This is a genomic window from Nonomuraea monospora (assembly GCF_039531895.1).
Classification (GTDB): Bacteria; Actinomycetota; Actinomycetes; order Streptosporangiales; family Streptosporangiaceae; genus Nonomuraea; species Nonomuraea monospora.
In genome coordinates this window covers 1-11,765 of the sequence record NZ_BAAAQX010000001.1, presented here as the reverse complement: position 1 = coordinate 11,765, position 11,765 = coordinate 1, and the positions used below count along the sequence as shown (strand labels likewise).

11 protein-coding genes are annotated in these 11,765 nt (G+C 72.7%); 9 read left to right on the top strand and 2 right to left on the bottom strand.

Annotated features, from left to right (window positions below; genetic code table 11):
* The first annotated feature begins 109 nt into the window (after positions 1–109).
* From ABD331_RS00055 to ABD331_RS00045, 3 genes are read left to right on the top strand one after another with little or no spacing between them, the layout of a single operon-like run.
* Positions 110–928: a DUF4253 domain-containing protein gene (locus ABD331_RS00055; RefSeq protein WP_344470002.1), complete on the top strand. Its 819-nt coding sequence runs from the start codon at positions 110–112 to the stop codon at positions 926–928.
* A gap of 30 nt (positions 929–958) precedes the next feature.
* Entirely contained in the window at positions 959–2,476 is a 1,518-nt protein-coding gene (locus ABD331_RS00050; RefSeq protein ID WP_344470001.1) for a hypothetical protein, read from the top strand.
* The gene (locus tag ABD331_RS00045) at positions 2,473–2,892 is read left to right on the top strand and encodes a hypothetical protein (RefSeq protein WP_344470000.1); all 420 of its coding nucleotides are present in this window, start codon (positions 2,473–2,475) and stop codon (positions 2,890–2,892) included. Before ABD331_RS00050 ends, ABD331_RS00045 begins: the two co-directional genes overlap by 4 nt.
* Before the next feature lie 63 nt (positions 2,893–2,955).
* Here the strand turns inward: ABD331_RS00045 and ABD331_RS00040 are convergent, their stop codons facing one another.
* Together ABD331_RS00040 and ABD331_RS00035 are read right to left on the bottom strand one after the other, a co-directional pair.
* Entirely contained in the window at positions 2,956–3,789 is an 834-nt protein-coding gene (locus ABD331_RS00040; protein ID WP_262379416.1) for an SAM-dependent methyltransferase, read from the bottom strand.
* A gap of 173 nt (positions 3,790–3,962) precedes the next feature.
* Positions 3,963–5,219 carry a Scr1 family TA system antitoxin-like transcriptional regulator gene (locus ABD331_RS00035; protein WP_344469999.1) on the bottom strand — a complete coding sequence of 419 codons (1,257 nt, stop codon included), beginning with the start codon at positions 5,217–5,219 and terminating at the stop codon, positions 3,963–3,965.
* Positions 5,220–5,445: 226 nt separating this feature from the next.
* On the opposite strand from ABD331_RS00035, the gene ABD331_RS00030 reads away from it, so the two are divergent.
* The 6 genes from ABD331_RS00030 (at position 5,446) to ABD331_RS00005 (ending at position 11,527) form a co-directional block, all read left to right on the top strand.
* Positions 5,446–6,198, top strand: a complete 753-nt coding sequence (locus tag ABD331_RS00030) for a hypothetical protein (RefSeq protein ID WP_344469998.1) — start codon at positions 5,446–5,448, stop codon at positions 6,196–6,198.
* A gap of 185 nt (positions 6,199–6,383) precedes the next feature.
* Complete coding sequence (locus ABD331_RS00025; RefSeq protein ID WP_344469997.1) at positions 6,384–7,055, top strand: hypothetical protein; 672 nt, start codon at positions 6,384–6,386, stop codon at positions 7,053–7,055.
* A gap of 8 nt (positions 7,056–7,063) precedes the next feature.
* Positions 7,064–7,294 carry a hypothetical protein gene (locus tag ABD331_RS00020; protein ID WP_344469996.1) on the top strand — a complete coding sequence of 77 codons (231 nt, stop codon included), beginning with the start codon at positions 7,064–7,066 and terminating at the stop codon, positions 7,292–7,294.
* Between the two features lie 59 nt (positions 7,295–7,353).
* On the top strand, positions 7,354–8,100 hold the full coding sequence (locus ABD331_RS00015; protein ID WP_344469995.1) for a maleate cis-trans isomerase family protein: 747 nt from the start codon (positions 7,354–7,356) through the stop codon (positions 8,098–8,100).
* Positions 8,101–8,137: 37 nt separating this feature from the next.
* Complete coding sequence (locus ABD331_RS00010) at positions 8,138–9,364, top strand: FAD-dependent oxidoreductase (protein WP_344469994.1); 1,227 nt, start codon at positions 8,138–8,140, stop codon at positions 9,362–9,364.
* Positions 9,365–9,415: 51 nt separating this feature from the next.
* Entirely contained in the window at positions 9,416–11,527 is a 2,112-nt protein-coding gene (locus tag ABD331_RS00005; RefSeq protein WP_344469993.1) for an RNA polymerase sigma factor, read from the top strand.
* The last annotated feature ends 238 nt before the right edge of the window (positions 11,528–11,765 follow it).

Genomic DNA, 11,765 nt, shown 5'->3' with positions numbered 1-11,765 from the left:
ACAGCATTCTGCCCCACACCGGCACTCCAGGGCTCCCCCGCCACAGGTGCCGGAGTGACCGGCGGCACTACCATCTCCGAGACAGGATTCGGTATCGGAACGGTAGGGCATGAGCGATCATCGGCTGCCACGCGAGCTGGGCGCCCTGTTCGCCGACGGCGGCAGGGGGCGCAGGCTGCCCGTGGCGCTGCCGCCCGGTGACGTGGTCTGGCCGGATCCCGGCTACACCGGGCAGGGGGACGCGCCGCGGCCGGCGTTCTGGATGAGCGAGGAGCCGGTGTCCGGGGCGGACTGGACGCTGCTGCGCGAGTGGCACCCCCACAGCGGCCTGTGGCCGCTGCTGCTGGACGAGTCGGCGCAGCCCTGGGCGGTGGGGCAGGTCGTGCCGGACGATCCCCGCCAGATCGACCACTTCACCGCCGAGGGGTTCATGGCGGAGGTGTGGCAGGAGTGGGTCATGCAGATGCCGCCGGACGCGCTGGACGAGCTGGAGCCGTTCGGCGCGATCTGCCCGGGCCCGGCCGCGCCCGGCGTGCTGAAGGCCGTTCCAGGGGCGGTCGCCGACTGGCTGGCGGGCGAGCTGGCCACCAGGGGCATGCCGCTCGGCCTGGTCGCCGCCGACCGCAGCTCGGACGCGCTGGCGGTGATGGGCTGGCAGGGCGCCCTGCACCACAACGAGTGGATGGTGCCGATGGCGGCGGTGGTGCGGAGCTGGGAGGACAGGTTCGGGGCACGGGTGGTGAGCGTCGGGTTCAACACGCTGGAGCTGAGCGTGGCCGCGCCGCCGGGCGACTTCGAGCACGCGTTACACGTGGCGGCCGAGCACTGGGCGTTCTGCCCGGACAACGTGGTGCAGGGCCCCGGCGATCTGCAGGGTTATGCCGCTCAGATCACGGGCGGACACGTATGGTCATTCTGGTGGGACTGAAAGATCTCTTTTGCGCTACCTTTAACTTTCGTGGCTTGGGGAGATCTGACGCCGGAGTTGCTGCACTCCTCCGTCTGGGCCGACGGGCTGGTGGAGGCGGCCGGCATTCCCCTCTATGACATGCTGCTGGTGTCGGTGGGCGGCGGCATCGGCTCGTTCACACTGCTCGACGTGCTGCGCATCCGCGGCGTGGCCACCGCCGACATGCGGGTGCTGTCGACCAGCGACTCCCCCTGGCAGACGTGGGAGTACCTGACGCGGGTCTCGCAGCTCCCGGCGCACGAGCGCATCCGCTCCGACTCGGGGGCGCGGCCCGACAACATCTGGGGCTTCCCGTCGTACGCGCTGCAGGAGGCCTGGCAGGAGCGCTCCATGGAGCCGCTGCTGCAGGTGCTCACCGAGCCGGTCGCCGCCGACTTCTACAGCCCGCCCGCGGCGCTGGTGATGCGCGGCGTGCAGCGCGAGGCCGAGCGCATCGGCTACTGGGAGATGCTGGCCAAGGGGCAGGTCCGCATGGTCAGGAAACGGCTGGGCGGCGGCTACTTCACCGTGCTGACGCCGCCTGCGGGCAGCGGGCCGACCAAGCGGGTGGCGCTCCGCTCGCGGTACGTGCACCTGGCCGTCGGGTATCCGGGGCTGAAGTTCCTCGACGACCTCCAGGAGTTCCGGCAGCGGCGGGGCGAGCGGCATCGGGTGGTGAACGCGTACGAGCCGCACGAGCACGTCTACGACCAGCTCAGGAAGCGGCCGGGCGTGGTGGTGGTGCGCGGCGCGGGCATCGTGGCCTCACGGGTGCTGCAGCGCCTCATGGACGACAGGGAGCGGTACGGCCTGCAGACGACGATCGTGCACCTGTTCCGCACGTACGTGACGGGCTCGCACGGGCCGCACGCGTTCATGCGGCGCAAGGGCGGCGACGGGTGGGCGTACCAGGCGTTCACGATGCCCAAGTCGGCGTTCGGCGGCCAGCTCAAGGCGCAGTTCCGCAAGGCGACGCCGGAGCGGCGGGCGAGGCTGGCGGCGCTGGTGGCGGGCACCACCACGCCGAAGCTGGCCCGCTGGCAGGAGCAGCTCGGCAGGGCCAGGCGGGGAAGCTGGTACCACCCGGCGCACGCCGAGGTGGAGCGGATCGACCTGACGCCCGACGGCCGGCTGGTCACCTACACCCGCAGCGCCAGCGCGGCGCCCATGCAGTACGTCTCCGACTTCATCATCGACTGCACAGGCCTGGAGGCCGACATGCCGGAGCACCGGGTGCTGGCCGACCTGCTCCAGCACGGCGGCGCCCGCCCCAACAGGGCGGGCAGGCTGCAGGTCGGGCAGAGCTTCGAGGTGCTGGGCGCGGAGAACGGCGACGGCCGCCTGTACGCCTCGGGCGCGGCGACCGCGGGCAACCACTTCCTGGCGGTGGACAGCTTCCTCGGCATGCAGACGGCGGCTCTCGACATCGCCGACGACCTGGCCAGGCGCGGCTTCTGCAAGGGGCTGGGGCCGCTCAGGTCGGTGTCCCAGTGGGTGAGATGGGCGGCGAACAGGAGACCGGCTTGATCCCGACGCTGGCCGGGCGGTTGCAGACCCGGCTGTTCGTGCTGGCCACGGTGGGCGTGGTGCTGACGGCGCTGCTCGCGCTCGTGCTGCCGATGTCCTTCGGGGACGCGTTCCTGGTGTTGCTGGCCGTCGCCGTGGTCGGCGCCGGCTGGGAGCTGCTGTACCACCTGCTCATGCAGTTCCGCTGGGACAAGGACTGGCCGACGCTGTTCGGGCTGCTCACGGCCGTGCCGGAGGGGCTGGTCATGTGGCTGCTGCTCGATGCCGGCCTGGTGCCGGGGGTCGGCGGGCCGGTGTCCTTCTGGGCCTTCTGCGTGATGTTCGGGGTCGTCTGGCTAGGTCAGTGGCTGTTCGTGAACGGACCCATGCGGGTGCTGTTCGTGCAGTGGCGGCTCAGGGGCGGCCGCCTCCTGTGATGGGCGGCCAAGGGACCGGCCGGTGCACCCGGCCGGGCCCGCGACCGCAGGCATCGACAGAAGTCAGGGAATCCGGGCCACGGCGCCGTAATTGCCCGACGCGCTGGGCTGATCAGCACAGGCGGTGTCGTGGTCGTCGGGCCGCCATTCCGGAATCCACACCAATCCCGGATCGACCAGCACGAGACCTTCGAGCAACGCCTCCACCTCCTCCCGCGTGCGTATCGCGTGCCCCGGCAGTGTCATCGCCAGCAGGTCGTGAATGGCCGGCAACAACTCCGCCGGAATGGCGTCGAACGTGGTCTGCAGCACCGACAGGTAACTCCGCTCTGGGACCACCTGCCGAATGCGCTTGATCACGTAATGGAAGTACTCGTCGTCGTTCAGGCTGTGGGTGGACAGCAGCAACACGGCCATCGGCCGGTCCCAGTCGAGGAACGTCTGCAGCACCCGGTCGTCGAGGATGTCGTCGATCTCGCGCACGTCGCCCTCTACGACGCGGACGAGATCGGTGACGGGCTCGATGGTCGCCCTCGCGCCGGCCAGCACCATAGGGTCGTTCTCCACGTAGACCACGCGCGGCACCGAGACGCGCAGGGCGTCCGCTGCCACGTCGTGCAACTGCCTGCCAGGTGGCAGGCCGCTCGGGACACCACTCCCGACGATCACGAACTGGTCCACGCCCTCATTCGCCAGATGACGGACCACGCGGCGTAAATATTCAAGCACGGCCCTGGCGGCCGTCGTCGTGATGGGCGCGGCCTGATCATAACGGCGTATGACATCCCGGTCCGCCACGAAGTTGTTCTTCCCACCCGCGGCTGCGTCGAGAATGCGAGTGAGCCGTGCGTGGGTCATCTCCAGCTTCGCCAGGTTTCGGATGGCACGCTGACGCATTGAGTGTTACCCCTTTCCCCTCGCCCACTATCTCGGGAAAAGCTGATCCTTTCGGACCCCACTCGATGACCCAGACCATATGATCCTCGCCCCACGGCCAAAGACAACCGCAAAAGCCATTGATTATGGATATACCTACGTTACCAATGGTTGGTACGAATGGTCTGGACTGATCAGATGCCCAGAGAACGTGAAAGTCGTTCGCGGTGGTAATTCAGCATCTCGAAGGTCTCGTCGCGGGTGGTCGTCGTCACCGACAGCTTCGTGAACGCCTGGTGGAAGGCCTCCACGGCGGCGGAGTCGGTGATCAGCGCGTCGGACTCGATGCCATGGGCGCAGGCGATGTCGGGCTCGAAGGCCTCGGCGAAGCGCCAGAGCGTGAACGGGCCGGTGCGCGGCACGTACGCCGGATCCTCCATCGGCACCACGTGCAGCGAGACGTTGGGCCGCTTGGCGTGCTCGATCAGCACGTCGAGCTGGCGGAGCTGGACGTGCCGGCCCACGATCGAGCGCGTCAGCACGCTCTCGTCGACCACCGCCCACAGCACCACGCCGTTGTCGCGGGGCACCGCCTCCTGGCGCGCCAGCACCAGCGCGAGCGCCTCCTCCACCGTCTGCTGCCCGAGCGTCGCGGGCCCGGCCACGGTGATGGCGGCCCTGGCGTACTCCTCGGTCTGCAGCAGCGGCGGGACGAACTGGTTGTGGTACGTGCGGATCACCGTGGCGCGCCCCTCCAGGGCGTAGCCGGTGGCGAGCCAGACGGGCACGGACTGCGCGTCGTACCAGGCGGCCTCGCGCTCGCCCCTGGCCAGCGAGAGCACGTACTCGCGGATGGGGGCGACGCAGACGCCGTAGACGGTCAGCAGCCGCTCGACGGTGATGGGCGGCGGCGCGATGCGGCCCTCCTCGATGGCCGGGATGGCCGCCGCGCCCCTGCCGATCGCGGTCTCGACCTGCTCGACGGAGAGCTGCGCGGACAGCCGCAGGCCGTGCAGGCGCTTGCCCAGCGCCCGGCGCTGCGGGCCGCTCAGCGGCGCGACCGCCTCGGGGATGTCGGCGGTCGGCTCGGGCTCCTCGGGCAGCCCCTCGGCCTTGCGGGCCAGCTCGACCACGCCGCGCAGCACGGCCAGCGAGGTCTCCGACAGCCCGGAGGCGGACAGGCCGATGGTGGCCGCGCGCAGTTGCAGGTCTTCGACCGAGCCGGACTCGAGGTAGTCGTCGCCGACCAGCCAGCCGACGCTCACCTGGAGGCAGGCGGCCAGCGCCCTGAGCACCTGGAGCGTGGGGTTGGTCTGCTTGCCGGTGCGCAACTGGCTGACGTAGGCACGGGTGATCGGGATGCCGGCCTCCGTCAGGGCGGAGGCGACCTGCGCGCCGGTGAAGCCGCGCTTGGTCAGCGCGAGATCGAGCCGCTCGGCGAAGTTCGCCACGGCACACCTCCTAGCCGCCCGTGAACATGGTCCAGCGTAAGGGACGCGAGCCCCACTGTCCCCTGCCATGCGGGCAAGCTCTGCCACGCAGGCAGGTATCAACTTATGCGCAAACTGTCAGTTGACATAGCCCCCTGCAGAAGCGGACTATCGGAGCACGTGGTAACTGGGGCTTAACAGGCCCCAGGGGTTCTGGAGAGATCCCCCTGCGAGGAGGTGGCCGGACGTGACCATGGATTCGACCTTCCTGGACGGCCCGGCCGTCCCTGGCCAGGAGCCGGTGGTCCAGCGCATCTGCGCCCGCGTCGCGGGACCGGTGGCCGGGCCGGGCGTGCACGTCGCGAGCCTGCCGCTCGGTGGCGTCCAGGTCTGGCTCGACGACCCGGATCACCGCTGGCGCTTCCACCACCGGATGGCCCGCGAGCTGCGGCTGGCGGGCTGGCACACCGAGACGGGCCCCGACCGGCTGCTGTTGCTCGGGTGGAGTGCGGTCTGCCTGAGTCACCGCGTCAGGATGCTCGGCGCGGCCCTCACGGGACGGCTGGCCGACTTCGACAGGACGGCGTTCACCGCCGTCATGGTCGCCACCCGGCTGCGGCACGAGGGATTGCCGGCCGCGGAGCTGCCCGTCGAGGTCGAGGCACACTGCGCCGAGGAGCTGCGCTGGCCGGCCAGGCTGGCCGACCTCGACGGACTCGAACGGCGCTCGTCGCTGGAGCCCATCAGGCTACGGCTGGCCCAGGTGGCCGGCCTGGAGGCCAAGGTGGGCCGCCGCTGCGGCGAGCACCTGGCGCTCGCCTCCAAGGTCGCGCGCGCGGTGGCCGGCGGTGCGGGACCGGCCCGTACGCGGGCGGCCGGCGGTTCGGGGGCGGCCCGTACGCGGGCGGCCGGCCCGAGAGCCGGGCTGACGGAGCGCATGGTCTGCGTCAGCGTGCCGAACGTGGCCGAGAGCGCCGAGAGCGCGGTGACGGCTCGATGAGACTCCTTACCCCCACCTGCCGAGGCGCGACGGCGGTCATCCCGTCCGCGTCCCGGCTGCCGCTGCCACCCGGCGGCGCACGGCCGCCTGCCGCTCGCGGCGGGCGCGATCCGTACGCGGCCCGCGTGGCAGCGCTCTCAGCGCTGGCCCCGGCGCTTCCCCACCCCCCCGGCACCGTGCGGCACGTGCCCGACTCAGTCGGCGCGGTGCTGTCGGCCAGCGCGGTAGCGGCTGGCGTGCTGGCCGTCTCGGAGGGTGGCGCCTGGGGCTGGCTTTCTTACCGTCCGCCGGGTCGCGCGGACACGTCCGCCGCCCTGCCGCTGAACACGTGGCGGCGGCGTACCCGCGACCCGCGGCGGCTGAGCGGCTCCTCGGGAGCCGCCGATTCGCGGCCCGGCGGCCCCCCGAGGGCCGCCACCAGGGCCGCCACGATGGCGGCGGCGCCTCCGGCCGTGCCGGTCGTCCGCCGCGTCGGGCTCCGCAGGGTCGTCTACGGCGGTGATTCCGGCCTGGACGGCATCATCGGTACGGCAGCGACGCCGGGTGGAACGATCGCCGTGACGGGCGCCACGGTGCCGATCGGCCGGCGGAGGCCGGCACCCGGGCACGGCTGCGTGCCCATGGCCGTCCTGCCGGCCACCGTTCTGCTCGCCGCCACGGCGCTGGTGCGGGTCGCCGGGGCGTCGGAACGTCAGACCGGACCTCGATCCCGACGCGCGGCACAGGAGGGGCCGACGGCGACGCGCCGCCGGCCCCTCGCCGGGCCGCGCGCAACTCTCGAACGGGTACACGGCACGGCCGGGCGACCACCGGCCCGCCTGGGAGAACCACCCCGAGTAACCACCCGCTGCACATAGGAGTGATCATGCTCACCGACGAGTCGCGCAGGTCACAACCACACGAAGTTCACGCGCGGGGCATCAGGCCCGGCGCGCCGCCACCGTCCTGGGGCGGGGAACCACGAGGCGAGGAACCACGGGGCGAGGAACAGACGGCGGGATCGGCGCGCACCGTGCACCGGCTGCGCCGCATCCGGCAGGTGTCCGTAGAAGCCATCACCGAGATCGACGAAATGCTGCGGCACCCCGCCCACTGACTCACTCTCGCCTTCCCGCACAGGAGGACACGAACCATGCGCACCGTCCGGGGCACACGATGAGCCGCCGCAGGGTCGGCGTGCTCGTGGCGCCCGCGAACCCGTCGGCGGAACCGGAGCTGACCAGGCTGCTCGGCTCGCGGGCCGACATGCACGTCGCCCGCCTTCCCGCGCGGCCGGGGCCGTCCCTGCTCGACCGGCTGGAGAGCTACAACGCGGCCGTGCCCGCCATGATCGGCGCGTTCGACGGCCTGCGGCTGGACGCGATGGTCATGGCCTGCAGCGAGCCCCGCTACCTGCTCGCCCCTGAGGAGGACCGCGAGCAGTGCGCCGAGCTGACGGCCGCCACCGGGGTGCCGTTCGCCACCGCCACGCAGGCCACGCGCGAGGCGCTGGAGCACGTGATGGTCAGCGACATCGTGCTGGTCTCGCCGTACCAGCCGTGGGTGACTGACCTGGCCGAGCGGTTCTGGAAGACGGCCGGGCTGAACGTCACCCAGGTCGTCCAGGTACGCGCGCCCGACGGATACTCGCCCTACGGGCACACCCCCGACTCGCTGATCACCCAGGTCGAGGTGGCGGAGCTGCCCGGCGACGCCGTGCTGCTCTTCACCGGCACCGGGCTGCCCACTCTGCCCGTGCTGCGCCCGCTGACCAGCGGCAACGACCGTACCCTGCTCACCTCGAACCTCTGCATGGCCTGGTGGGCCCTGTCCAAGGCCGTCGGCCGGCACGTGACGCTCAGCCGCGTGCCGTACCGCCGCCACATGGCGGCAGCCGCGGCCCGCATGGGAGGCAGGCCATGAACGGCGTCACCCCCAGGATCGCCACCGGAGACCGGCCATGAACGGCGTGATCGTCGTCGGAGCCGGGCCCGCCGGCCTGACGGCCGCGCTCTGCCTGGCCAGGGCCGGGATCCCGGTCACCGTGCTGGAGCGCGAGAACGAGCTGCCCCGGCAGGCGCGCGCCTGCACCTTCCACCCCGCCACCCTCGACCTGCTGGACGACCTCGGCGTGGCCGCCAGGCTGGTCAGCGCCGGCCGGGTGGTCGACCGGGTGCAGTGGCGCGACCGGTCGGGCATCGTGCTGGCCGAGATGGGCATGAACCGGCTCAACGGCCTGACCAAGCACCCGTTCAGGATCCACGCCGACCAGGCCTCTCTGACCCCGCTGCTGCTCGAGGCCCTGAACGTCTACCCGGACGTGGACGTGCGGTTCGGCACCCACGTGGACGGCGTGGCTGAGGGCGGCACAGGGATCCGGGTCCGCGTCGGCCACACCTGGACGCGGGCCCGGTACATGATCGCCGCCGACGGCGCGAACAGCACCGTGCGCGGCTCACTCCGGCTGCCCTTCCCCCGGTCCGCCTGCCCGGCGCAGGCGTTGCGGGTGTTCACCGACTCGCCGCTCGACCGGCTGCTGCCGAGCGTGGCGCCGCTGACGTACGTACGGGACGTCCAGCAGTCGTGCACCCTGCTCGCGCTGCCCGACCACTGGCGGATCATCTTCAAGATCCCCTGCGACACGCACGAGCCGCTGTCCCCGTCGAACCTGTCCCTGCTGATCCGGCGCGCCCTGCCGGGGACCTCCGAGCCGGTCAGGATCACCGGCGCCGACCGGTTCGGGCTGTCTCGGGGGGTGCTGACGTCGTACCGGTGCGGGCGGGTGCTGTTCGTGGGCGACGCCGCCCACCTGACGTCCACCGTCGGCGGGCTGAACATGAACGCCGGCATCCACGACGCGGCCGAGGCCGGGCAGGTGCTCGCGGCCGTGCTCGGCGGCCACGCCCGGCCCGCCGCGCTGGAGGCGTGGGCCTGGCGGCGCCGCTCGGTGCTGCTGCAACGGGTGATCCCGCGCGGCGAGACCCGGCTGGCAGGGGTGCGGGAACGTGACAGCGCACGGCTCGCGGCGGCCATGGCGGGGCTGCGGGCCATCGCCGGCGACCCCGACGCCACCCGAGCCTACCTGGCCCAGGCGTCACTGCTGGACACGCCGAGCGCCGCCGGCTCTACGGGCGCCGCGAGCACTCCCAGAACCGCGAGCGCCGCCGACTCGGCCGGGAGGACCTAGCACCACGACGCACCCGTGACCGCGTACCGACCTGGAGGAGGTGAACACCGGATGTGGCGAACCCTGTCCGACGACGCGCGCCAGGCCATTCGTGACCTGTGCGACAAGCACGGAGCCCGCCTCTACGACTACTGCCGCACCGAGCTCGCGGCGGGCGACGCCGAGCAGGCCGTCGCCGGCGCGGCGATGACGGTGCACCTGTACGCGGATCGCGTGGTGGATCCGGCCCTGCGGCGGCCCTGGCTGTACGCGGTGGCCCGAGCCCACCGGGCGGTCGTCGCCAAGCCCGCGAGCATCGGCTCGTGGTCGCGGCCCGGCCGCATGTCGGAGCTGCTGCCCGAGGCGCTGCTGTCCCTGGAACGGCCGCAGCGGGAGCTGCTCGACCTGTCCGTACGGCACGGGCTGGCCGACCGCGAGCTGTCCGCGATCTTCGAGCTGCCCGAGCCCGAGGTGCGCGCCATCGTGACGCGGGCCGCGGCGGCCCTGGAGGAGTGGTTCGCCGCGATCATCGCCGCCCGCTCCCGCGACGGCTGCCCCGACCTGACCGCCCGCATGGCCGAATGGGTCGCCGCCCCCGGACGGCGGGCCAGGGCCAGAATCGGCCGGCACATCCAGTCCTGCGCGACCTGCCGGGCCGCGCCCAGGACCATGACGGCGGGCGCGCTGCTGCGCCGCCTGCCCATCGCGGCACTGCCCGGCACACTTCCCAACCGGCTGGCGTCGGCGCAGCCGTTGCCCGGCGAGGGGCCACTCTGGCGGGCCGACGGCTTTCCTGTGCAGGCCCGCACACTGGTGGAGACCGGCACCTCGTCGCCGGCTCCTCCGGCCGCCGACGTCACGCCGCCCGCCCCGGTCGCCGGCCCCACGACGGCGACCCCGGGAAAGCCCTGGTCGGCGGCGGGCGCGGCTGCCGCCGACCAGGAGCACCCCACCGACCCCGACCACCCGGCCACGACGCCGGGCCACCACCACCCAGGCGCGATCCCGAACCAGCGCAACGACCGCCCAGGCGCGGCTCCGGGCCAGCCCGGCGACCGCCCAGGCGTGGCTCCAAGCCAGCCCGGCGACCGCCCAGGCGCGCTTCCTGGCCAGCCCGGCAACCGTCCATACGCGGTTCCGAGCCAGCGCAGCGACCGCCCAGGCACGGTGCCAGGTCAGCCCGGCGACCGGCCGGGCGTGGCTCCGGGTCAGGCCGGCGACCGTCCCGCCGCGGCGCTGGGACGGCCCGGTGAGTCGGACCGTCCGGCGGGGCAGCCTGGTGACGAGGTGGAGCGGCCCGGTGGTGGGCTCGGGCATCCGGGTGCGCCTGCCGTGCGTGGGCGGCATCCGTTCACGCCGCCGAGCCGTACGCGGCCCTTCCGCGGCGGCGCGTACGGCGACAAGCTGGTCTTCACCGCCGCCACCAAGGGCGACAGCAACGGCACCCACCACGAGGGCGCGGTCATCCGCTACGGCGGCATCACCCTGTCCGCCCTGGAACAACCGGCGAACGGCGACGCCGTGCAGTGGCAGGAGTACTGGCGGCTGCCGGCCGACGATGACGACGATCCCGAGCCGGGCACCCCGATCAGGGCCGTGGCCAGGCTCGCGCTGATCCTGGGCGTGGGCCTGCTGGCGGCCGGCCTCATCTGGGCCGTGCTGAACGCCCAGTCGCACCCCGCCACGCTCACGAAGGCCGCCGCGCAGACGAGCGTCCTGCTGGAGGAGCCCTCGCGGTGGGCCGCCGAGGTCACCCCCCAGACCGCCGCCGGGGCGGCGATCGAGTCCGTGCCGCGCAAGGCGAACCTGCCCCGTCCCGACCCGCCGGTGGCCCGGCTGTCGCCCTCGTCGGCGTGGCTCGGATCGGGGCGCGGCGGGACGTTCTCGCTGGCGTGCGACGGCCGGTGCGAGATCGTCTCGGCCTCCGGCACGAACGGCATCGCCGTCTCGGGCAACCGCTTCAGCGTCCGCTCGGACGCGTGTGACCTGGAGCCGGGCGTGCGGCGCGGGAAGATCGCCGTCCGGTGGACCGGCCGCGCCACCGGCGACGGCCGCACCACCGGCGGCGTCACGACCGCCGCCGGGACGCTGACCATGAACGTGGCCTGGACCGTCGGGCGGCGACCGGCGGACGACCGCATCCTGATGGTGGACGCCGACGGCGACCTCCTGCGCCGCTGCTGACCTCGGACGGCCCGCCGTCGCTGCCTGCCTCGGCGTCCGCGCCGCTGCTGACCTTGCGGGACGACCCCCGCCGCGCTGGGTGCGGCGGGGGTCGTCGTGCGTGCGGGCGCTCTAGGGCGTGTTTCAGAAGTGGATCACCCGGGTGATCCACTTCCGAGATGATCTTTGTGTGGGTCGGGGTGATTTGACCGCCGCGCAGTGGGCTGTGCTGGAGCCGCTGTTGCCGGCGGGAAAGAAG

Bases quoted from the DNA above. Each gene is read 5' to 3' on its own strand.
- ABD331_RS00055 (WP_344470002.1), top strand. From the start codon at position 110: ATGAGCGATCATCGGCTGCCACGCGAGCTGGGCGCCCTGTTCGCCGAC.
- ABD331_RS00020 (WP_344469996.1), top strand. From the start codon at position 7,064: ATGCTCACCGACGAGTCGCGCAGGTCACAACCACACGAAGTTCACGCG.
- ABD331_RS00010 (WP_344469994.1), top strand. From the start codon at position 8,138: ATGAACGGCGTGATCGTCGTCGGAGCCGGGCCCGCCGGCCTGACGGCC.
- ABD331_RS00015 (WP_344469995.1), top strand. From the start codon at position 7,354: ATGAGCCGCCGCAGGGTCGGCGTGCTCGTGGCGCCCGCGAACCCGTCG.
- ABD331_RS00040 (WP_262379416.1), bottom strand. From the start codon at position 3,789: ATGCGTCAGCGTGCCATCCGAAACCTGGCGAAGCTGGAGATGACCCAC.
- ABD331_RS00005 (WP_344469993.1), top strand. From the start codon at position 9,416: ATGTGGCGAACCCTGTCCGACGACGCGCGCCAGGCCATTCGTGACCTG.